The sequence below is a fragment of the Streptomyces qinglanensis genome (assembly GCF_900111245.1).
In the GTDB taxonomy this organism is placed as follows: domain Bacteria; phylum Actinomycetota; class Actinomycetes; order Streptomycetales; family Streptomycetaceae; genus Streptomyces; species Streptomyces qinglanensis.
Genome location: NZ_FOGO01000002.1, coordinates 560677 through 581603, shown reverse-complemented (window position 1 = coordinate 581603; position 20927 = coordinate 560677). Strand labels below are relative to the sequence as shown.

Here is a 20927-nt window from a genome sequence, read left to right as displayed (position 1 = left end):
CGCGAAGTCTGGAATGTCGCTTTTGGCTCCGTAGGGTGTGCGGAGCGTGATCGAACCTCGTCCGAAGGAGGCCGTGCCCGTGCCCGGTGTCGATGTCGTACTCCCCTGCCTCGACGAGGAAGAGGCGCTGCCCTGGGTGCTGGAGCGGATCCCCCCGGGCTGGCGCGCGATCGTCGTCGACAACGGCTCCACGGACGACTCGGCGGCCACGGCACGCGGACTGGGCGCGACCGTCGTCTCCGAGTCCCGGCGCGGCTTCGGCGCCGCCTGCCACGCGGGGCTGACGGCGGCCGAGGCGGACATCGTCTGCTTCTGCGACTGCGACGCCTCGCTCGACCCGGCCCTCCTGGTGCCGTTCGTGGAGGCGGTGCGGGAGGGCCGCAGCAACCTCGTCCTGGGCCGCAGGCGCCCGCAGACGCGCGGCGCGTGGCCCGCACACGCCCGCGCGGGCAACCTCGCGCTCTCCCGGATGCTGCACGCGCGCACCGGTGTGCGGCTGCACGATCTGGGCCCGCTGCGCGCGGCCCGCCGCGAAGCGCTGCTGGGGCTCGGACTCACCGACCGGCGCAGCGGATACCCGCTCCAGATGGTCGTGCGGGCGGCGGACGCCGGGTGGCGCATCGAGGAGCGCGACGTGCCCTACCGCCCGCGCACCGGCAAGTCCAAGGTGACCGGCACCTGGCGGGGCACCTGGCACGCGGTACGCGACATGCGGGCGGTGCTCCAGGAGCCGCCCGTCACCGAACAGGAGGCTGCCCGATGACGACGCCGTCCCGTCCTGCCGAGGGAACCCCGGAGGGCACCGCCCCGGAGGGACCTGCCCCTGACGGAACCACTGCACCGGAGGGAGCCACCACACCGGAGGGAACCAGCGTCCCGGAGGGGACCACCACGCTGCTCGTCATCGCCAAGGAGCCGCTGCCCGGGCGGGCCAAGACGCGGCTGTGCCCGCCGTGCACCCCGCAGCAGGCGGCCGGGCTGGCGGCGGCCGCGCTGCACGACACCCTCCAGGCCGTGCGCGCCATGCCCGCCGCGCGCCGGGTGCTGGTGCTGTCCGGACAGCCCGGCGCGTGGTTGCCGCCCGGCTTCGACGTCGTACCGCAGTGCTCCGGCGGCCTGGACGAGCGGCTGGCCGCGGCGTTCGCCGCTGCGGGCACCGGTCCGGCGCTGCTCGTGGGGATGGACACCCCGCAGGTGACACCCGCGCTGCTGGAACCCGCGCTCGGTCCCGACGGCTGGCAGGAGTGCGACGCCTGGTTCGGGCCGGCGCTGGACGGCGGCTTCTGGGCCCTGGGACTGGCCCGCCCGGATCCCGCACTGCTGCGCGGGGTTCCGATGTCCACCGCCACGACCGGGCAGGCGCAACTCGACCGGCTCACCCGGGAGGGGCTGCGGGTGCGCCGACTGCCCGCGCTGCGCGACGTGGACACCGCCGAGGACGCGGTCCGGGTCGCCGCCGAGGCCCCGGGCAGCCGGTTCGCGGCCGCAGTGGCGGCGGTACCGGAGCTGCGGCCCTACCGCCCCGGCATCCCCGCGGGCCGGTCCCCGGAGGACGCCGCGCCGCACCGGACGGCCGCCCCATGACCGCCACCACCCGCGCCACGCCCCCGCACCAGGCGGCACCCGCGGACGCGGCGGCCCCGGCGGGCACCGCAGCCGCGGCTCCCGAGAAGGACACTCCGGCCACCCCGTGGGGCGCCGACCCGTACGCGGACGCGCTCCGCAGCGGCCGCGGCCCGCTCTTCCTGCGGCGCAGCGACGGCTGGCTGCTGCCTCTGGAGGTGGAGCGCTGGTGTGCGAGCGCGGACTCCGCCGACATGTCCGTACTGCGCCGCTGCGAGGGCGCGGTGCTGGACGTGGGGTGCGGGCCCGGCAGGCTGGTGGCGGCCCTGTCCTCGCTCGGCCACCGGGTCCTGGGCATCGACGTGAGCCCGGAGGCCGTCGCCCGCACCGTCGGCCTCGGCGGTACCGCGCTGCACCGTTCGGTCTTCGAACCGCTGCCCGGTGAGGGCCGGTGGGGCAGCGTGCTGCTGATGGACGGCAACCTCGGCATCGGCGGCGCCCCCGAGGCACTCCTGGAGCGCTGCGCCCGGCTCCTGGCGCCGGACGGCCTGCTGCTGGCCGAGACCTCGCCCCTGGACGTGGACGAGCGGGCCCAGGTGCGCATCGACGACGGGCGCAGCGTGCACCATCCGCCCCCTGGCAGCGGCCGGCCCTTCCCCTGGGCCCGGCTGGGCACCGCGGCGCTGCTGCGGTACGCGGCGCCCGCCGGGTGGACGACCGCGGGTCAGTGGGAGTCCGGCGGACGCTCGTTCGTCGCGCTGCGGCGCCCCTGAGGGGCCGGCCGCCGGTCCCGGCGGCCGCGCAGGGTCCGTACGGCCAGCCACAGTCCGGAGACGGCGAACAGGCCGACGGTCAGCCACAGCCAGTGCAGCGCGTAGCCGTTGTTGCCGCCCGGCCGTCCGGTGAGTCCCGCGTACCGGTCGGCCGGTCCGGTGATCAGCGGGAACCAGACCAGCAGCAGGAGGGAGAGCAGGGCCGGGATCCGCAGGTGGTTGACGTACCGCCCGGCGAGCCGGGGCACCCGGTCGGCCAGCGAGTACAGCGGCACCAGCACCAGGTCGTGCAGCAGCGCCGCGCCCACGAACCACACCGCGACCCCGAGCCAGTCGTCCGCCAGGAAGCGCACGCCCGCGTATCCGGCGAGCACGAACGAGGCCAGCAGCAGGACGATCTGGAACGGGCTCCCCAGCAGTCGGCGCAGCCCGGCGGCTCCCGGCTCCCGAGCAGCTCCTGGCTCCCGAGCAGCTCCTGGCTCCCGGGCAGCTCCCGGCTCCCGGGCGGACTCCGCCCCGGCGCCCGCCCGGTCGTCCGCCGCGCCGCCCGCGGCGGCCTCCTCCGGGCCGCCGCTCATCGGTCCGCTCCGAACGCCAGGCGCTGCACCCACTTGGTGTTGTGCACCCCGGGCGCAGCCGGAACGATGACGCGCGCCGGATAGCCGTGGTCGAGGGAGAGATCCTCACCGCCCACCCGCAGCGCCAGCAGGGACCGCGGATCGCGCACCTGGTTGTCCCGCAGTGCCGCGTGCCGGAAGGCGCCGGAGCGCTGCAGGGAGGCGACGAACACCCCGGGCAGCCCGTCTCTGGGGTCGAACCCGGCCAACTCCGCCAGGTCGCTCAGCCGCACACCGCTCCAGTGCTGGTCGGAGGTCGACCAGCCCTCCACGCAGGCGATCGGCAGCGCGGCGGAGTGCTGCGGCATGGCCAGCAGGTCGGCCCGCGAGAGGCGCTGCGTGCGCCCGCCGGGACGCTCCAGGGTCAGCCGCCAGCCCGCTCCGGTCTCCGCGTCGGTGACGCCGACGGCGGCAGCCGTCTTGTTGATCTGGAAGGCGTTCGCGCCGGTCCCCGGTTCCGGCCCGCCGTGCGGCGCCAGCAGGGCGGTGCGGCGGGGCAGTCCGTCGAAGTTCTGGCCGACGGTCACCGCCAGCAGCAGCACGGAGCCGCCGCCCACCGCGCCGAGCGCGCCGCGCCGGGTCAGGGTGGGCGCTGCCGGACGGGGTGCGACCAGCCCGGTCTCCAGGTCCGGCTCGCGTGCTCCCTCGTGGGCGCGCTCGGGCGCGCCGCCCGCGGCCCGCGCGCCGGGCCGGTCGTCCTCCTCGGCGCCGTCGTGCTCCCCGCCCTCGTCGTACTCCCCGGCCGCGGACCGCTCCTCCTGCCCGCCGGACACGGCGGACTCCCCCGCGGCGGCACCCTCCCCGGCCTCGCCCGTCTCGGTCTCCCCGGTACCGGCCCGCTCGGCGGCCGCTTCGTACCGGCGTGCCGCGCGCTCCTCGCGCCTGGCGTCTGCGGTGCCGCCGGAGGCGAAGTCGCGCGGTGCCCCGTTCCGCAGCGCCTGGAGGGCCTTCGGCAGCCGCAGGACGACGTGCACCACGAAGGCGGAGATGAACACCCAGGCACCGTAGAAGTGCAGCGGGTAGAACGAGCCGGGGAACAGGTAGTCGAGCTGGACGTTCAGCAGCCCGGTGACGAACTCGAACAGGACGCCCCCCACGAGCAGCAGCAGCGAGATCCGCTCCAGCGCGTGCGCCGCCGACCGCGCGGGCGGCAGGGTGAACAGCTTGGGGACGACCGACCAGAGCTTCGCCAGCAGCACCGGGACGAGCACCACACCGAGTGTGACGTGCAGTCCCTGGGTGAGCCGGTAGAGCCAGTACGGATCCGTCGGCCAGGCGAACAGGTAGAACCCGAGCAGCCCGCGGTCCGGTGTCCGGTCGTTGGGAGCGGCCAGGTCCGGGTTGTACGCCGCGTACGACAGCAGCCCGGTGACGAACAGCACGGTGATGCCGAGCAGCAGCACGACACCGAGCAGCGCCGTCAGCCACGGGCCGCGCAGCGGGCTGCGCCAGAAGCCGGGATCGGTGGGGAGCCGGGGGAACGGGGGTCGCGGAAGGATGCGGTGGTCGCCCATGCGGCGACCGTATGCGCCCGGACCGCCCCGCGGAGGCCGGGAACCCATGACGAAACGCTGACATCCTCCCCTGGTGGCCCCCGCACGGCCCCGCGCGGCCTAACGTGCCCGTGTGGCTGCCGAACCCTCCCCTCCGCCCTCCACCCGCCCCGACAGCGCCGAGGCCGGATCCGCACCCGACACCCGGGACGCACCCTCCGGGGCCCGGACCCCGCAGCAGCGCGGGACCGGCACCGCCCCGCGCACTCGGACCCGGTGGCGCGGCCCCGGGGCGTGGCCGCGCGGTCTGCGTCCCGACCTGGCGGTCGTGGCGGCGGCCGGGGCGCTGGTGACCGCGGCCGTCGTCATCGGCGGCGCCATCGAGCGGGAACACGGCACCCTGCGAGTCCACTGGCCCCCGTACTACGCCCACCTGGAGCCGCATCTGGGCCCGGGCACGCCCGCCGCGCTGCTGGTGGCCGGGGCCGTGCTGGGCTACGGTCCCGCGCTGGCCGCGCGGCTGCGGTGGCGGCGGCTGCTGCCCGCGGTCTGGCTCGCCTCCATGGCGTGGATCTGGTCGCTGGCGATGGTGGACGGCTGGCACCGGGGCGTGGAGAACCAGTTGACGTCCGCCTACGAGTACCTCCAGGAGATCGACCGGTTCGCGGACGCCGGTGCCGCGCTGCGCACCTTCACCGACCACATCCTGCTGCACTCCCCGGACAACTGGGTGCCCCATGTGGCGGGCCACCCGCCCGCCGCGGTGCTCACCTTCGTCGGGCTCGACCGGGTGGGGCTCGGCGGCGGGCCGTGGGCCTCCGCCTGGGTCATCACCGTCGGCGCGTCGGCGGCCGCAGCCGTGCTGGTCGCCCTGCGCGCGCTCACCGACGAGGAGCACGCCCGCAGGGCGGCACCGTTCCTCGTCCTGGCGCCCACCGCCGTGTGGGTGGGGGTCTCGGCTGACGGCTACTTCACCGCGGTCGCCGCCTGGGCGCTGGCCCTCCTCGCGCTGGCCGCCCGGTCCGGTACCGGCGCGGTCCGCGCGCCGCGCGCCGTCGCGTTCGCCGCCGGGCTGCTGTTCGGGCTGACCTGCTACCTGTCGTACGGGCTGACCCTGTGCGCGCTGCTCGGCCTCACCGTGCTCGCACTGTCCCGCACCCTGCGGCCCCTGCCGTGGGTGCTGGCCGGGGTGGCCGTGGTGGCGGCCGGCTTCACCCTCGCGGGCTTCAACTGGTGGGAGGGCTACCGGCTGCTGACCGAGCGCTACTACGAAGGGGCCGCGCGCATCCGGCCGTACAGCTACTGGGTGTGGGGCAATGTCGCCTGCGCCGTGACCGCCGCCGGACCCGCTGCGGTCGCCGGGGCGCGGCGCGCGCTGGTGTCCGCCGCGCGGACCGGGCGGCAGGCTGCCGTACGGCTGCGGGCCCGGCAGCCGGGCGGCGAGCTCGCCGCGGCCGGGCCGGACAGCCGCGCACGGCTCGCGGCGGTGGTGGCCGCGGCGGTGCTGACGATCGCCGTCGCCGATCTGTCCGGCATGAGCAAGGCCGAGACCGAGCGGATCTGGCTGCCCTTCCTCACCTGGCTGCTGCCCGCGGCGGCGCTGCTGCCGCGGCGGGGAGCGCGGTACTGGCTGGCGGCCCAGGCAGCGACCGCGCTGGCGGTCAACCACCTGCTGCTGACCGGCTGGTGAGCACGCGGCTGACCGGCCGGCGAGCCGCACCGATTGTCACACCCGTTCCCTAGGCTGGCGGATCGAGCACTTCCGTTGCGCCGACCGGCGCGGGACGCCGGTCGGGAACCTAGGAGAAGCAGGATGCCGGCCCAGAACACGCCGCTGACGCCCGCCGACAGCCACTCAGTCATCGAAGTGCGCGGAGCGCGCGAGAACAACCTCGCCGATGTCTCCCTCGACCTGCCCAAGCGCAGGCTGACGGTCTTCACCGGAGTCTCGGGGTCGGGCAAGTCCTCGCTCGTCTTCGGCACGGTCGCGGCGGAGTCGCAGCGGCTGATCAACGAGACGTACACGACGTTCGTCCAGTCGTTCATGCCGAGCCTGGGCCGCCCCGACGTGGACAGCCTGCGCAACCTGAGCGCGGCGATCGTCGTCGACCAGGAGCGGATGGGCGCCAACTCCCGCTCCACCGTGGGCACCGCCACCGACGCCTACACGATGCTGCGGATCCTCTTCAGCCGCCTGGGCACGCCCTACGTCGGCCCCTCGACCGCGTTCAGCTTCAACAGCACCGAGGGCATGTGCGCCGAGTGCGAGGGACTGGGCCGCACCACGACCGTCGACACCGGCAGGATCGTCGACACCGGACGGTCCGTACGCGAAGGGGCGATCATCGCACCGGGGTTCGCGGTGGAGAGCTGGTTCTGGCAGGTGGTCGTCAACTCCGGCTTCTTCGACCCGGACAAGAAGGTGCGCGACTTCACCCCGGAGGAGTGGGACGCGCTGCTGTACAAGCCGATGACGAAGGTCAAGGTCGGCACCTCCAATCTCACCTACGAGGGCGTGGTCGCCCGCATCCGGCGCACCTACCTGTCCAAGGACCGGGAGGCGCTGCAGTCCCACATACGGGAGTTCGTCGACCGGGCCGTCGTCTACACCGACTGCCCGGCGTGCGGCGGCAGCCGGCTCAGCCAGGCGGCACTCTCCTCCAGGATCGACGGGCGGAACATCGCCGACTGCGCCGCGCTGCAGATCAGCGACCTCGCCCCGTTCGTGCGCGGGCTGGCCGACACCGCCCCGGACTCCCGGCCGCCCTCCGGGGATGGCCGGGAGTCCGGGGACTCCGGGGACCGGGACTCCGGGGACTGGGGCTCCGGGGACTCCGGGGGCGGGGAGCTGCATGCGTCGGGCGGAGCGCAGGCCAATGTGACGCCGCTGCGCGACGCGCTCTGCCAGACGCTCGACTCCCTGGTCGACATCGGGCTGGGCTACCTGAGTCTGGACCGCCCCGCCGGGACCCTCTCCGGAGGCGAGGCGCAGCGCGTCAAGATGGTGCGGCACCTCGGCTCCAGCCTCACCGACGTCACCTACGTCTTCGACGAGCCCACCATCGGCCTGCACCCGCACGACATCCAGCGGATGAACGAACTGCTGCTGCTCCTGCGCGACAAGGGCAACACCGTCCTGGTGGTCGAGCACAAGCCGGAAGTCGTCGCCATCGCCGACCACGTGGTCGACCTCGGCCCCGGCGCGGGCACCGAGGGCGGCCGGATCTGCTACGAGGGCGACGTGCCCGGGCTGCGCGCCTCCCCTACGCTCACCGGCCGCCATCTCCACCACCGCGCCCGCCTGCGCGAGACGGTCCGGGAGCCCAAGGGCGCCGTCCGGATCACCGGAGCGGACCTGCACAACCTCAAGAACGTCGAGGTGGACATCCCGCTGGGCGTCCTCACCGTCGTCACGGGCGTCGCGGGGTCCGGGAAGAGCTCCCTGATCCACGGCTACCTGTCCGGACGGGACGGCGTACGGGTGGCCGACCAGTCCCCCATCCGCGGCTCCCGCCGCAGCAATCCGGCCACCTACACCGGACTGCTCGGGCCCATCCGCACGGCCTTCGCCAAGGCCAACGGCGTCAAACCGGCGCTGTTCTCGGCCAACTCGGCGGGCGCCTGCCCGAACTGCAACGGCATCGGCCTCGTCTGGACCGATCTGGCGATGATGGCCGGCGTCTCCTCGGTGTGCGAGAAGTGCGAGGGCAAGCGCTTCACCCCGGCGGTGCTGGAGTACACCCTGCGCGGCAAGAACATCAGCGAAGTGCTGGGCATGTCGGTGGCCGAGGCTGCCGCGTTCTTCCCCACCGGGCAGGCCGCCACGATCCTGGGCCGTCTCGGGGACGTCGGCCTGAGCTACCTGCGGCTGGGGCAGCCGCTCAACACGCTGTCCGGCGGCGAGCGCCAGCGGCTGAAGCTGGCCATCCACATGGCGGAGAAGGCCGCGACCTACGTCCTGGACGAGCCGACGACCGGACTGCACTTGGCCGACGTCGACCAACTGCTGGCGCTGCTGGACCGGCTGGTCGAGGACGGCAACTCGGTCGTCGTCATCGAGCACCACCAGGCGGTGATGGCCCACGCGGACTGGATCATCGACCTCGGTCCGGGCGGCGGACACGACGGCGGGGAAGTGCTGTTCACCGGCCCGCCGGCGGCACTCGTCACCAGTTCCCGAACCCTGACGGCGCAGTACCTGCGCAGCTATGTGGGCGCCGAGGCCGGGCAGCCCGTCGGCTGAGCCGGTGGCGTCACCGGGCGCTTCGCGCCTGTACGGGGGCGTCACCGGGCGCTCCGCGCCTGCACGGGGGCGTCACCGGGCGCTCCGCGTCCGAGCAGGGCGTCCCGGGGGGCTCCACGTCCGTGCGGGGGTCGGCCCGGTCACCCGTGGGGCCGCATCCGTGCAGGGCGTCGGCCGGTACCCCCGGGGGGGGCCGCTTCCGTGCAGGGCGTCGGCCCGGTCACCACGAGGGCCGGGCCGACACCCCGCCGTCCAGCACGAGATCGTGCCCGTTGATCCAGCGGGCCCGCGGCGAGGCGAGGAACACACACGCGTCCCCCACGTCCTCCGCGGTGCCCAGCCGCCCGTCCGGCGCTGCCGCGCGCCAGCGCCGGACGCCCTCGGGCCACTGCTCCTCGATGCCGTCCCGGGCCACCAGCCCGGGTGAGACGGTGTTCACCCGCACCCCGTGCGGCCCGTACTCCGACGCGGCGGCCCGGGCGTGCGCGACGATCGCGGCCTTGGACGCGGCGTAGTGCGCGTGGCCCGGCGCGGGCTGGGCCGCCTCGACAGAGGCGACGTGCGTGATGCTGCCGCCGCCGCCCTCCGCCAGCAGCGGGACCGCGGCCTGGGTGCAGCAGAAGACGCTGGAGAGGTTGGTGTCGACGACCGCGCGCCACTCCTGGACGGTCATCCCCGCCAGCTCCCGCACGGGCTGCACCCCCGCGTTGTTGACCAGCGCGCCGAGCCCCGCATCGCGCCACCCGGCCGCCTCGGCGACCACGGCCCGGCAGCCCTCCCCGGTGGCCAGTTCACCGTGCAGGGCCAGCGCGTCGCCACCTCCCCGCTCGATCGCGGCGACGGTCTCGCGGGCCCCGGCCGGATCCCCGCGGTAGTGCACCGCCACCGGCGCGCCCGCCGCGGCGAACCGGAGGGCGATGCCGCGACCGATGCCGCCGGAGGCGCCCGTCACCAGCACCGTGCGCGGCGCCGCCGCACTCATCGGGCCAGCTCCCGGATGAGCCGCGCGTGCTCGGGGTACGCACGGACGAGCGCCTCCGCTTCGCCGTGCTCGTAGCCGGCGTCGGTGTAGCCGGGGGCCATCGTGCAGCCGAACAGCGTCCACGCGCCCGCCCCGCCCTGCGGCTCGCCGGGCCCCGGCCCGCCCGGCCCCGGCTCACCCGCTCCCGGTCCCGGTCTGCCCGCTCCCGGTCCCGGTCTGCCCGGTCCCGGTCCGCCGGGCCCCGGTCCACCCGCCGCGTGTGGGGCTACCCGGGCGCCCATCCAGGTACCGGCGGGCACCGTGAGCTGCACGTGGTGCCCCGCACCCAGCACGTCGGGCCCGAGCACCGGCGTCCTCGCCCCCGTGCTCTCGGGGCCGAGCAGCAACAACTCCAGCGGGGAGCCGAGGTAGTGGTGCCACACCTCGTCCGACGGCAGCCGGTGCAGCGCGCAGTAGTCGTCCGGGGCGTCCGTCAACAGCATCACGATCGCGGAGCCCTCCGGCCGGCCGTCGCCGCGGTCGGGTCCCGCCCACAGCCGCCGGAACCGGCCGCCCTCGCGTGGCAGCGGCTCCAACCCGTAGTGCGCTGCCAGTGCCTCCGCTGTCGCGCGTGCCTCGTCTCCCGCCTCGCGTCGCATTCCTCAGCCCTGCCCCGGCGGTACACACGCCATGCGCCCTCCATGCGCCCCTCCCGGCTCCGCAGCGCTCTACTGTCACTCGGACGAGTGAGATCGACGCACTGAGGGGTTCGGTGTCCGCACTCGTGCCTCAGCGGCCCCAGGACATGCATAAAGTGCACGTGTTCGGCCCCGGAGTCGCAGCCGAACGGCCGAACGGCCGGCCCGCCGGACGCGCGGCACCCGCGCGGTCCGATCGGCGGCACGCGCCGCTCCACCATGCCTCTCGCCCCCGTTGCTCCCTCGCCCCCTCGCCCCCTCGCCCCCATGTCCCACCGCCGCACCACCCGCTCGACCCGCCCAGCCCGCCCAGCCCTCCGTACCGCCCGTCAGTGGAAGGGGTCTCCGATGGTCGCCGTCCCGCGCTCCGACACCCCGGGCTCCGCCCGGTTCCGGACCGTACGCGCGAGAGGCGAACTGGACATCGCGACGCTGCCCGAGCTGGAGAGCGACCTGGTCCGGGCCCTCTCGGACACCGCACCGCCCCGGGTCGTCCTGGACATGCGGGACGTGACGTTCCTGGACTGCTCGGTGCTCCGGGTCCTGCTGCGGGCCCGGTCGACCGCGCTCGCCCGGGAGGGCTGGCTGGTGCTGCTCTGCGGGCAGATGCCGGTGGGCAGGCTGCTGCGACGGCTGGAACTGGGCCGTTCCCTGCCCCGGTACCCCTCCGTCGACGCCCTCGACGCGGCCCTGCCTCCCGCCGAAGACCTGCGCTGAGCCCGCGCGTCCGCCCGCGACTGCGGCAGCGGGCCGGAAGAGCCCCCGGTCGCGCGGTATCCAGCACGCGCCACCGCCGCACCGCCGCACCCCGCTGTCCCGTACCCGGGCGGCGCGCCGCTCCGGCCGCGCCCGGAGGCGGGACCACAAGGACCACAACGACCAATACTTTTCTTGCTGTACGAGGGCAGACACCGCCCCGCCGCCCGGGCAGCATGTGGGCCTCCTCCCCCTCCTGTCCCCCGGACTGCCCGGAAAGGCGGTGTTGCGCGTGCGCTCGCGCGCCCTGCTCTCCCCCCCGGCCGCCGCGGCGGTCGTGCTGCTCGTACCCCCGCTGATCACCTCCGGCAGCGGCACCTCGGGCGGCACGAACATCCCCGGCCTGCGCTTCATGGTGCCCAACACCCCCGGCGGCGGCTACGACATCACCGCGCGTACGGCGGCCAAGAACGCCGAGGACGCCGGCCTCAACCACAACATCGAGGTCTACAACCTGCCCGGCGCCGGCGGCACCGTCGGTCTCAGCCGGCTCGTCAACGAGCGCGGCAACGGCAAGCTGACGATGTCCATGGGCCTCGGAGTGGTCGGTGCCGTCCACACCAACCACGCGCCCTCCACTCTCGCCGACGCGACGCCCGTCGCCCGGCTCACGGAGGAGCCCGACATCGTGGTCGTCGCAAAGAACTCCAAGTACAAGACGTTCCGGCAGCTCCTGGCCGACTGGAAGAAGCATCCCGGTGCCATGCCGGTCGGCGGCGGATCCTCGCCGGGCGGCCCCGACCATCTCGCACCGATGCTGATGGCCCGCGCCGCGGGGATCAGGACCACGGCGGTCAACTACGTGCCGTTCGACGGCGGCGGTGAGCTGCTGGCCTCGGTGCTGGGCGGCAAGGTCGCCTTCGGGGTCTCCGGCCTGGGCGAGTACCGCGACCAGATCGAGTCCGGCGAGCTGCGGCTGCTCGCCGTCACCGGCCCGAAACGGGCCGAGGGCTTCGACGCGCCCACCCTCAAGGAGAGCGGTGTCGACGTGGAGTTCACCAACTGGCGCGGCATGATGGCGCCGCCCGGACTCTCCGAAGCCCAACGGGACAAGCTGGTCCGCTTCCTGCGCGAGTTGCGGCGCTCCGAGCAGTGGCGCACCTCGCTGCGGACCAACGGCTGGGAGGACGCCTGGCTGCCCGGTGACAAGTACGGCCGCTTCCTCGAGCGCGAGGACAAGCGCGTGAACTCCGTCCTGAAGGAGCTGGGGCAGTGAGCAACGCGAACGGCACCCGATCCCCCCGCCTCCCGCGAAGGCCGCGGGCCGACCGGCCGGGCGGGGCAGCACGGACCGGCTCCGGGGCCGCACGGCGCCGCGGCTACTCCGAACTCGGCCTGTGCGCCCTGCTGCTGGCCGTCGGCATCCTCGTGCTGAGCGATGCGCTCACCATGGAGACGGTCGCCTCGGCACGCGGCCCGGTCGGCCCCCGCACGGTCCCCCTCGTCGTCGGGACGGCGCTGCTGGTCGTCTCCGTCGTGCTCACCGTCGACGTCCTGCGCGGCGCGACCGGGGACGGTACGTCCGGGAGCGATACGGCCGGGAGCGATACGTCCGGGAGCGATACGTCCGGGAGCGATACGTCCGGGGACGGCGGAGCCGGACCCCGGGAGGCAGGGGGTGGGACGACGCTCCCGGAGCCCAGGAACGCGGAGACCCGGCTCCCGGAGCCCAGGGACGCGAAGGCCCCGCAAGAAGCCGCGCGCCCGGAGCCGGTGAGCGCACGAGCCGCGCAGCCGGACGCGGAAGGCGCGGAGGAGAGCGAAGCAGGCGACTGGCGTACCGTCGCACTCCTCGCCGGAGTCTTCCTCGCCTTCGCCGCGCTGATCGAACCTCTCGGCTTCCCCCTCGCCGGCGCCCTGCTCTTCTGGGGCTCGGCCTTCACGCTGGGCAGCCGCCGGCACGCCGTCACCCGCGATCCGCTGATCGCGGCCGGGCTCTCCCTGCTCACCTACACCGTCTTCCACCTCCTCCTCGGCGTCCATCTGCCGGGCGGACCACTGATGGGAGTGATGTGACCATGGATTCCGTCAACTCCCTGATCGACGGCTTCGGCACCGCGCTGACCCCGCTCAACCTGCTGTGGGCCGCCGTGGGCGTGCTGCTGGGCACCGCCATCGGCGTCCTGCCGGGCATCGGTCCCGCGATGGCCGTCGCGCTGCTGCTGCCCGTCACCTACGGCCTCGACCCGACCGCCGCGTTCATCATGTTCGCCGGGATCTACTACGGCGGGATGTTCGGCGGCTCGACGACCTCCATCCTGCTCAACACCCCCGGGGAGAGCGCGGCGGTGATCGCCGCCATCGAAGGCAACCCGATGGCCAAGGCCGGACGCGGCTCCCAGGCCCTCGCCGCCGCGGCCGTCGGACACTTCGCGGGCGGCATGATCGGCACCGTCCTGCTCGTCCTCCTCGCCCCGACCGTGGCGAGCCTGGCGGTGGACATCGGCGCCCCCGACTACTTCGCCATCATGGTGCTGGCCTTCATCGCCGTCACCTCCGTCCTCGGCTCCTCCCGCGTCCGCGGCTTCGCCTCCCTGCTGATCGGCCTGACCCTGGGACTGGTCGGCCTGGACCAGATGACCGGCCAGCAGCGGCTGACCTTCGGCAGCCTGCAGCTCTCGGACGGCATCGACGTCGTGATCGTCGCGGTCGGCCTCTTCGCCATCGGCGAGGCCCTGTGGGTCGCCGCGCACCTGCGGCGCGACCCCGGTCCCTCCCTCCCGGTGGGCCGCCCGTGGCTGGGCCGCGACGAACTGCGGCGCACCTGGAAGCCGTGGCTGCGCGGACCGCTCATCGGCTTCCCCTTCGGGGCGATCCCGGCAGGCGGCGCGGAGATCCCCACGTTCCTCTCCTACATCACCGAGAAGCGGCTCTCGAAGCACCGCAAGGAGTTCGGCAAGGGCGCCGTCGAGGGCGTCGCCGGCCCGGAGTCGGCCGCCTCCGCCTCGGCGGCGGGCACGCTCGTCTCGATGCTGACCCTCGGGCTGCCGACGACCGCCGTCGCCGCCGTGATGCTCGCCGCCTTCCAGCAGTACGGCATCCAGCCGGGGCCGCTGCTCTTCGAGCGGGAACCCGAACTGGTGTGGGGGCTGATCGCCTCGCTCTTCATCGGGATGGCGATGCTGCTCGTCCTCAACCTGCCGCTGGCGCCCGTCTGGTCCAAGCTGCTGCGCGTTCCGCGCCCCTACCTGTACGCGGGCATCCTCTTCTTCGCGGCGGTCGGTGCCTACGCGGTCGGCGGCCAGGCCGTCGACGTGGTGATCCTCCTCGTCATCGGGCTCCTCGGCGTGCTGATGCGGCGCTACGGGCTGCCGGTGCTCCCCGCGATCATCGGCGTCATCCTCGGCCCCAACGCCGAGCAACAGCTGCGCAGGGCACTGCAGATCAGCGACGGGAGCGTCACCGGGCTGGTCGACACCCCGTTCTCCGTCACCGTCTACGCGGTGATCGCGACCGTCCTGCTGTGGCCCCTGCTGAAGCGCCTGCTGCCCGCACGGCGCGGCGGTCCTGCCCCGTCGGCCGTCGCGGACGGGGAGCGCGCCACGAGCGCGGACGGGACCGGCGGGAAGAGCGAGCAGGACCCGGCCGTGCGCGGAGACTGAGTCCCTCGACGACGCATCCCGCTGAGCCCCGCGTCCCGTCCCGTCCCGGTCCGCCGTCCGGGACGGGACGGGACGCGGTCTGCGTACCCGCAGCGCGTGCGCGGCTCACGTGCCCGCAGCTTGCCTCGCCTGGAACGTCCGGCCCGTCTTCGGGCGCTTCCGGGCGCTTCCGGCCCGTCGGAACCTGCCCGACGTACCGCGCCCGGGGGCGCGATGTCAGTGGCCTGAGCTAGTTTCGCCGGTCATGGACTCGGATTCGCTGCTCCGCCATCTGCGCGACGAACTCAGCACGTTCCAGGGGTACCTCGGCGGGGACGTGGGCGCACCGATCGAGCACTGCGGCGAGTGGACGCTGCACGACCTGGCCGAACATCTGGGCAGCTCGAATCTGTTCGCGGCGGCAGCCGTCACCGAACAGCGGGGTGACCATCCGGCCACTCCGGCTCCCCGCGATCCGTCGGAGCTGTCGCGATGGTTCGAGGACACCTCCCGGATGCTGCTCACAGCCCTGGACACGGACCCGGCAGCCCGTGCCTGGACGTTCCACCCACCAGGCACTGTCGGGTTCTGGCAGCGGCGCCGCGCCCTCGAGGCCCTCGTGCACCGGTGGGACGCGGAGAAAGCGCTGGGTGCCGCCCGGCCGCTCGACCCGGAACTCGCCGGAGAAGGGGTGGCGGAAGTCTTCGACACCCTGGCGCCCAGGCAGGTGGTACGAGGCAGGGCGCACCCGCCGCGGAGCGCCCTGCGCCTGGCGGCCACGGACCTCGGCACGTCCTGGACGTACGGTCCCGGGGCTCCTGTCGCCACACTCGCGGGGCCCGCGGATCATCTCCTGCTCCTGCTGTGGGGCCGGTTGCCCCGGACGAGCGCGGCAGTCACCTGGCACGGCGACCGCGAGGCCGGCCTGGAGCTGCTCTCCGGCCCCCTGACGCCCTGACCCCGAACTCCTGAACGGGGCCGGGCTGCTCGGGAGCTGCGGGGCCCCGGGAGCGCCCCGGACCGTCAGCCGATCCGCCGGACGTGTCTCAGCGGCGGGCGTGCCGACCGCGCCCGGTGCGGTTCTGGGGAGCGGACGGGTCCTCGGGCGGGGCGGGCGGGCCCTGCGGCGCCGCGCCGTCGTCGTACGCACCCGGCGCACCGTGCGGGTTCTGCGCCCCCGCATCGGCGCCGTAGGGGTCCTGGGGAACCTGGGAGGCCCCCGGTGCCGCACCACCGTACGGAGTGCCCTGCGGCGCGCCGCCGGGGGCACCGTACGGGACCTCCGGCGGAAGCGGACGGCTGCCGCCGTACTGGGCGCCGGGAGCACCGGGGGCACCGGGGGCACCGGGGGCACCGGGGGCACCGGGAGGCATCATCCCGCCATGGGCGGGTCCGTGGCCGGGTCCGTGGCCGGGTGCCGCCTGGCCACCCTGGCCCTGGTAGCCGCCGTGCCCCTGATACGCGCTCTGGCCCTGGTACAGGTCCCGGCCCTGCCCCTGGTACGGGTCCTGGCCCTGGTACACGCCCTGGCCCTGGTGCGGCCCCGGGCCGGGACGGCCCTGCCCCGGTCCGCCGGGGGCGCCCGGAGGGGTGCCGACGCCCGGGTGGTGTCCGGGGGCGCCGTAGGGAGCGCCGGGGGCACCCGGGGCCGGAGGGTGGTCCTGCGCCTGCGCGGGGGAGTTCGGTGACTCGTCCTCGGCGTCGGGGCCGCCCTTGCGGCGGCTGCGCAGGTACTCGATCACGATCGGGAGGACCGACAGCAGCACGATGCCGACGAGGAACGACTCGATGTGCTCGTGCACCAGGTCGATCTGCCCCAGCGCCGCGCCCAGCAGGGTGACACCCGCGCCCCACAGGGTGCCGCCGATGATGTTGAAGAGGACGAAGGACCGGTACCGCATCCTGCTGACCCCGGCGATGATCGGGGTGAAGGTCCGCACGATCGGTACGAACCGGGCCAGTACCAGCGACTTCGGGCCGTGCTTCTCGAAGAACTCGTGCGCCTTCTCGACGTTCTCCTGCTTGAAGAACCGCGAGTCGGGCCGCTTGAAGAGCGTCGGCCCCACCTTCTTGCCGAACAGATATCCGGCCTGGTCGCCCAGCACGGCGGCGAGCACGATCAGCAGGCACATCAGCCACAGCGGCATGTGGAGCTGGTCGGTGACGATCAGGAGCCCGGTGGTGAACAGGAGCGAGTCGCCGGGCAGGAAGAAGCCGATGAGCAGACCCGACTCCGCGAAGACGATCGCCAGGATCCCGACCGGGCCGAAGGTCTGGATCAGGAAGTCCGGATCCAGCCAGCTGGGTCCTAGTGCGAGGTTGGTCACGGAAGGCTCCTGATCAGGGGCGCGCGGGGCGGGGTGTCTCCCGGCCGGTGGGCCGGTGGGCGGCACGGAGAACGGCACACGGGCGGTATCGGACGCTACACGCTACCAACGCGGGCCCCCGCCCCCTGCGTTCCCGGCCCGCATTCCCGAGGCCGGGCGCCGGAGCCGGGAGCGGGACGCCGGAGCGGGACGCCGGAGCCGGAAGCTGCGCCCGGCAGCCGCGCCCGGCAGCCGGGAGCCGCCTCCGCAGCCGGGGCCCCGGAGCCCGCGGGTCGGGCCCGGGAGAAGGCCCCGGGACCGGGGCCCGGGACGGGCCGCGTACCCGCCGGGCGACGCGGCGGTACACGCACAGGCGTTCCCTCCGGGCCCGAGGGCCACTAGCTTCCCTCTCACCGAGTCCGTGCGTCCGGATCCCGGACGCACGGACATGGAGCACCGAGCACCAGAGAGCACCACACGCCGAACAGCCGTTCCCCGAAAGGATCACGACTGTGTCCGTACCGCTCCGCTCCCCTCGCTCCTCGCGCGCGCTGCGCCGGAGATCCGTGGCGGCGCTGGCCGCGACCGCGCTGGCCACTCCGCTGCTGCTGATCTCGTCCCCAGCAGCCGCGGAGCAGTCCGCCGCCGACCGGAAGCCGCCCCGGCAGTCCGCGAAGAAGGGCGACAAGCTGGCCAGGAAACTGGTCCGGCGCACCAGCGGGCACGGTGCCCGCAAGCATCTGGCGGCTCTCAGCGCCATCGCCCACTTCAGCGACGGCAACCGCGGAGCCGGCTCCGCGGGCCACGACCGCTCCGCACGCTACGCGGGCACCCTGCTCAAGGCGGCCGGCTACAAGGTCACCTATCAGAAGTTCGAGTTCACCTTCCGCGAGACCCTCGCCGAGAAGCTCACCGTCCTCGGCCCGAACCAGCGCGACGTCCCGATCACGCTGATGACCTACACGAAGAGCACCCCCGAGGGCGGCGTCGAGGCCCCGGTCGCGGTGGTGCCGGTCGACGCCGACGGCACCACGGGCTGCGAGGCCGGCGACTACGCACAGGGCACGTTCGACGGCAGGATCGCGCTGATCAAGCGGGGCGGCTGCACGTTCGCGCAGAAGCAGGCCGCAGCCGCCGACGCGGGCGCGGTCGGCGCAGTGGTCTACAACAACACGGACGGCGCGCTCAACGGCACCCTCGGCAGCCCGGACGCCGCCCGCATCCCCACCGGCGGCATCACGCTGGCCGACGGCGAGGCGCTCGCCGAGCAGGCAGCCGACGGCGACGTCACCGTCAACCTGGAGGTGCGCGAGCACCAGGAGCAGCGCACCACGCACAACGTCCTCGCGGAGACCCGCGGCGGCGACCCGGACAACACGGTGATGCTCGGCGCCCACCTCGACTCCGTCCCCGAGGGCCCCGGGATCAACGACAACGGCTCCGGCTCGGCGGGCATCCTGGAGACCGCCCTCCAGTTGGCCAAGGCCGACCACAAGGGCAAGCACGCGAACAAGGTCCGCTTCGCGCTGTGGAGCGCCGAGGAGCTGGGGCTGCTGGGCGCCGAGCACTATGTGGCGGAGCTGCCGGCCGCCGAGCGCGAGAAGATCTCGCTGTATCTGAACTTCGACATGATCGCGAGCCCCAACTACGGAATGTTCGCGTACGACGGCGACGACTCCGACGGCACGGGCGCGGGCCCCGGTCCGGAGGGCTCGGCGGTGCTGGAGAAGGACCTGGTGGACTTCCTCGCCACCCGCGGGACGGAGACCCGCGGCACCGACTTCACCGGCCGCTCCGACTACGGTCCGTTCATCGAGGCGGGCATCCCCTCGGGCGGCACGTTCACCGGCGCGGAGGGGATCAAGACCGCCGAGCAGCAGAAGCTGTGGGGCGGCACGGCGGGAGCGGCCTACGACGGCTGCTACCACCAGGCGTGCGACAACCTGGAGAACATCGACCCCCGCGCCTTCGATCTGAACGTCAAGGCCATCGCCAACGCCGTCGGCCACTACGCGTGGGACACCCGTGCGCTGCCGCGCGGCACCGACCGCCCGGCGGCCCAGCGCCTGGCCGCCACGGAGGCGGCCGACGACGCCCCGTCCGCGGCCCGGAAGCCGGCCACGGGCCCGTACAAGGGCTCCCGCCTGGTCCGCTGACCCGGCACCGGACGGTCCGCATGCGGCACCGAGCGCTCGGCGTCCGGCGCCCGTGCTGACGCGGAGGCGCCGTGTTGTCCACAGCCTGTGGACAACACGGCGCCTCCGCATTCCGCGCCTCGCCCTCCGACAGCTCCGCCACACGTTCTCCACCGTCCGCCCACGGTCTGCCCACTTTCTCTCCGCTTTACCGGCGAATCACCCGGATTGCACCACCGGCACAGGGCTGCGCCCGGTACCGGTGGCCCGGTAGGCTTTCCGTGTGATCTTCAAGCGAATCGGAAACGGGCGGCCGTACCCCGACCATGGCCGGGAGAGCACCCGTCAGTGGGCGGATGTGGCCCCGCGCCCGGTGCGCCTTGACCAGCTCGTCACCACCAAGGGCCAGCTCGACCTGGAGACGCTGCTCGCGGAGGATTCGACGTTCTACGGCGATCTGTTCGCCCACGTGGTGAAGTGGCAGGGCGACCTGTATCTGGAGGACGGGCTGCACCGCGCGGTGCGCGCGGCACTCCAGCAGCGCCAGGTGCTGCACGCACGCGTCCTCGAGCTGGACTGACCACCGCACCGGATCGGCCACTCCGCCGGATCGGCCACTCCGCCGGGTCGGCCACTCCGCCGGATCGCCGCCGCCCATGAGCCGCGCCCGGACCCGACCACCGGGACCCCGGCCACCGGGACCCCGGCCACCGGCACCACGGCCGGCCCGGCCGCCCGGACCCCGACCGGTCACGCTCCCGGTCCGGCAGCCGGAGACTCCCCGCGTTCCTCCGTTCGGGTGCGCGTCGCGGGCACGAGCGAGAAGCCTTTGATCATCTAGTAGGCAGTACCGCATCCGGCCACTACCCTGCGCACATGAGCATGCTCACTCCCCCGGGCCTGGGCGGGAAGTACCGCATCAAGGGTGACCGCTACCCGCGGATGCGCAGACCGCGCAGGTGGGGGCGGATCGTCGCCGCCTCGCTGGCCTCGGTGCTGGCCGCGGCCGTACTGGGATGGGGCACGCTCCAGGTCATCGGCATCTTCTCCGGCAGCGGCCCGGCCAAGGCAGCCGATCGCTCCGTCAAGCGGGCGAAATGCGCCTCTGCCGCCCCCGCCGCGGAGGCCCGCACCGGCGGCAGGAAGGCCGCGGAGGGCAAGGCGGGGAGCAAGGCGGAGGGCAAGAAGGCCGCAGGAGGCGGCGACGACCTCCCCGAACCCGGTGACATCACCGTGAACGTCCTCAACGCCACCTCGCGCAGCGGGCTGGCCAAGGACACGGCCGACGAACTGAAGAAGCGCGGCTTCAAGATCGGCAAGATCGGCAACGCACCGGCGGAGTTCGACGAGAAGATCAAGAAGGCCGCCTTCCTCGTCGGCGCTCCCGGCGCGTCGACCTCGGACCGCATGCACGTCCTGGGCACCCAGCTCGCGCACACCGAGACCCGGTACGACGAGCGGGACGGCAAGGACGTGGACCTGATCCTCGGCAACGGCTTCGCACACCTGGCGAAGAAGAAGGCGGCCACCGCGGCCCTGGCCGAACTGGCCGGCCCCGCGGCGGGGCCGGGAGAGCCCGGGAAGCCGGGAGCGTCACCCTCGGCCTGCTGACGCCCTGCGCCCCTGCCGTACCGGCCCCGCCGGGGCCCGCGGTCTTCTCCGGGGCGCGAGGCACGGGGCGCGGGGCGCGCGCAGGACGGCTACGGCGGACGCCTCAATCCGCTTCCGCAGCGGACGTCAGCCGCACAGCGGGCCGGAAGCAGGGGTCGGCAGGGGCTGAAAGCCGGGCCGGCAGCCGATC

General features: G+C 74.2%; 18 protein-coding genes. 13 read left to right on the top strand and 5 right to left on the bottom strand.

From position 1 onward, the window contains the following. Window positions 1-46 precede the first annotated feature (46 nt). Genes BMX65_RS06870 through BMX65_RS06860 form a run of 3 tightly spaced genes read left to right on the top strand, consistent with a single transcriptional unit; the run spans window position 47 to window position 2336 of the window. Window positions 47-763, top strand: a complete 717-nt coding sequence (locus tag BMX65_RS06870) for a glycosyltransferase family 2 protein (protein WP_239502056.1) — start codon at window positions 47-49, stop codon at window positions 761-763. Then, window positions 760-1584: a TIGR04282 family arsenosugar biosynthesis glycosyltransferase gene (locus tag BMX65_RS06865; protein WP_239502055.1), complete on the top strand. Its 825-nt coding sequence runs from the start codon at window positions 760-762 to the stop codon at window positions 1582-1584. Before BMX65_RS06870 ends, BMX65_RS06865 begins: the two co-directional genes overlap by 4 nt. After that, entirely contained in the window at window positions 1581-2336 is a 756-nt protein-coding gene (locus BMX65_RS06860; RefSeq protein ID WP_074999204.1) for a class I SAM-dependent methyltransferase, read from the top strand. Before BMX65_RS06865 ends, BMX65_RS06860 begins: the two co-directional genes overlap by 4 nt. Here BMX65_RS06860 and BMX65_RS06855 read toward each other — a convergent pair. Both BMX65_RS06855 and BMX65_RS06850 read right to left on the bottom strand, forming a co-directional pair. Next, window positions 2288-2914, bottom strand: coding sequence for a hypothetical protein (locus tag BMX65_RS06855; protein ID WP_338068943.1), 627 nt, complete (start codon window positions 2912-2914; stop codon window positions 2288-2290). The genes BMX65_RS06860 and BMX65_RS06855 overlap by 49 nt on opposite strands. Then, window positions 2911-4467 carry a molybdopterin-dependent oxidoreductase gene (locus BMX65_RS06850; protein WP_074999203.1) on the bottom strand — a complete coding sequence of 519 codons (1557 nt, stop codon included), beginning with the start codon at window positions 4465-4467 and terminating at the stop codon, window positions 2911-2913. Before BMX65_RS06850 ends, BMX65_RS06855 begins: the two co-directional genes overlap by 4 nt. Window positions 4468-4579: 112 nt before the next feature. On the opposite strand from BMX65_RS06850, the gene BMX65_RS06845 reads away from it, so the two are divergent. Further along, on the top strand, window positions 4580-6136 hold the full coding sequence (locus tag BMX65_RS06845; RefSeq protein WP_074999202.1) for a hypothetical protein: 1557 nt from the start codon (window positions 4580-4582) through the stop codon (window positions 6134-6136). A gap of 123 nt (window positions 6137-6259) precedes the next feature. Then, entirely contained in the window at window positions 6260-8689 is a 2430-nt protein-coding gene (locus BMX65_RS06840; RefSeq protein ID WP_074999201.1) for an ATP-binding cassette domain-containing protein, read from the top strand. 220 nt (window positions 8690-8909) lie between these two features. On the opposite strand, the gene BMX65_RS06835 is transcribed toward BMX65_RS06840, so the two are convergent. Next, a complete protein-coding gene (locus BMX65_RS06835; protein WP_074999200.1) occupies window positions 8910-9671 on the bottom strand; it encodes an SDR family NAD(P)-dependent oxidoreductase in 762 nt (253 codons plus the stop codon). After that, window positions 9668-10309, bottom strand: a complete 642-nt coding sequence (locus BMX65_RS06830) for a cupin domain-containing protein (protein ID WP_074999199.1) — start codon at window positions 10307-10309, stop codon at window positions 9668-9670. Before BMX65_RS06830 ends, BMX65_RS06835 begins: the two co-directional genes overlap by 4 nt. A 387-nt stretch (window positions 10310-10696) precedes the next feature. Between BMX65_RS06830 and BMX65_RS06825 the strand changes: the two genes are divergently transcribed. From BMX65_RS06825 to BMX65_RS06805, 5 genes are all read left to right on the top strand, one after another. Further along, window positions 10697-11065 carry an anti-sigma factor antagonist gene (locus BMX65_RS06825; RefSeq protein WP_074999198.1) on the top strand — a complete coding sequence of 123 codons (369 nt, stop codon included), beginning with the start codon at window positions 10697-10699 and terminating at the stop codon, window positions 11063-11065. A 271-nt stretch (window positions 11066-11336) separates the two neighbouring features. Further along, entirely contained in the window at window positions 11337-12320 is a 984-nt protein-coding gene (locus BMX65_RS06820; RefSeq protein ID WP_074999307.1) for a Bug family tripartite tricarboxylate transporter substrate binding protein, read from the top strand. After that, window positions 12317-13120 carry a tripartite tricarboxylate transporter TctB family protein gene (locus tag BMX65_RS06815; RefSeq protein WP_079171725.1) on the top strand — a complete coding sequence of 268 codons (804 nt, stop codon included), beginning with the start codon at window positions 12317-12319 and terminating at the stop codon, window positions 13118-13120. The genes BMX65_RS06820 and BMX65_RS06815 overlap by 4 nt, the downstream gene beginning before the upstream one ends. Window positions 13121-13122: 2 nt before the next feature. Further along, on the top strand, window positions 13123-14706 hold the full coding sequence (locus BMX65_RS06810) for a tripartite tricarboxylate transporter permease (RefSeq protein WP_074999197.1): 1584 nt from the start codon (window positions 13123-13125) through the stop codon (window positions 14704-14706). Between the two features lie 244 nt (window positions 14707-14950). Further along, on the top strand, window positions 14951-15643 hold the full coding sequence (locus tag BMX65_RS06805; protein WP_074999196.1) for a maleylpyruvate isomerase family mycothiol-dependent enzyme: 693 nt from the start codon (window positions 14951-14953) through the stop codon (window positions 15641-15643). 88 nt (window positions 15644-15731) lie between these two features. Here the strand turns inward: BMX65_RS06805 and BMX65_RS06800 are convergent, their stop codons facing one another. After that, on the bottom strand, window positions 15732-17012 hold the full coding sequence (locus BMX65_RS06800; protein WP_074999195.1) for a DedA family protein: 1281 nt from the start codon (window positions 17010-17012) through the stop codon (window positions 15732-15734). Between the two features lie 491 nt (window positions 17013-17503). On the opposite strand from BMX65_RS06800, the gene BMX65_RS06795 reads away from it, so the two are divergent. From BMX65_RS06795 to BMX65_RS06785, 3 genes are all read left to right on the top strand, one after another. Continuing rightward, window positions 17504-19147: a M28 family metallopeptidase gene (locus BMX65_RS06795; RefSeq protein ID WP_074999194.1), complete on the top strand. Its 1644-nt coding sequence runs from the start codon at window positions 17504-17506 to the stop codon at window positions 19145-19147. Between the two features lie 262 nt (window positions 19148-19409). Continuing rightward, entirely contained in the window at window positions 19410-19706 is a 297-nt protein-coding gene (locus tag BMX65_RS06790) for a type II toxin-antitoxin system VapB family antitoxin (protein WP_003999914.1), read from the top strand. Window positions 19707-20002: 296 nt separating this feature from the next. Next, on the top strand, window positions 20003-20737 hold the full coding sequence (locus BMX65_RS06785; protein ID WP_074999193.1) for a LytR C-terminal domain-containing protein: 735 nt from the start codon (window positions 20003-20005) through the stop codon (window positions 20735-20737). Window positions 20738-20927 lie beyond the last annotated feature (190 nt).

Excerpts from the sequence above, each read along its gene's own strand:
- BMX65_RS06860 (WP_074999204.1), top strand. The coding sequence starts at position 1,581 with ATGACCGCCACCACCCGCGCCACGCCCCCGCACCAGGCGGCACCCGCG.
- BMX65_RS06835 (WP_074999200.1), bottom strand. The coding sequence starts at position 9,671 with ATGAGTGCGGCGGCGCCGCGCACGGTGCTGGTGACGGGCGCCTCCGGC.
- BMX65_RS06830 (WP_074999199.1), bottom strand. The coding sequence starts at position 10,309 with ATGCGACGCGAGGCGGGAGACGAGGCACGCGCGACAGCGGAGGCACTG.
- BMX65_RS06825 (WP_074999198.1), top strand. The coding sequence starts at position 10,697 with ATGGTCGCCGTCCCGCGCTCCGACACCCCGGGCTCCGCCCGGTTCCGG.
- BMX65_RS06850 (WP_074999203.1), bottom strand. The coding sequence starts at position 4,467 with ATGGGCGACCACCGCATCCTTCCGCGACCCCCGTTCCCCCGGCTCCCC.
- BMX65_RS06840 (WP_074999201.1), top strand. The coding sequence starts at position 6,260 with ATGCCGGCCCAGAACACGCCGCTGACGCCCGCCGACAGCCACTCAGTC.
- BMX65_RS06865 (WP_239502055.1), top strand. The coding sequence starts at position 760 with ATGACGACGCCGTCCCGTCCTGCCGAGGGAACCCCGGAGGGCACCGCC.
- BMX65_RS06805 (WP_074999196.1), top strand. The coding sequence starts at position 14,951 with ATGGACTCGGATTCGCTGCTCCGCCATCTGCGCGACGAACTCAGCACG.
- BMX65_RS06855 (WP_338068943.1), bottom strand. The coding sequence starts at position 2,914 with ATGAGCGGCGGCCCGGAGGAGGCCGCCGCGGGCGGCGCGGCGGACGAC.
- BMX65_RS06810 (WP_074999197.1), top strand. The coding sequence starts at position 13,123 with ATGGATTCCGTCAACTCCCTGATCGACGGCTTCGGCACCGCGCTGACC.
- BMX65_RS06785 (WP_074999193.1), top strand. The coding sequence starts at position 20,003 with ATGAGCATGCTCACTCCCCCGGGCCTGGGCGGGAAGTACCGCATCAAG.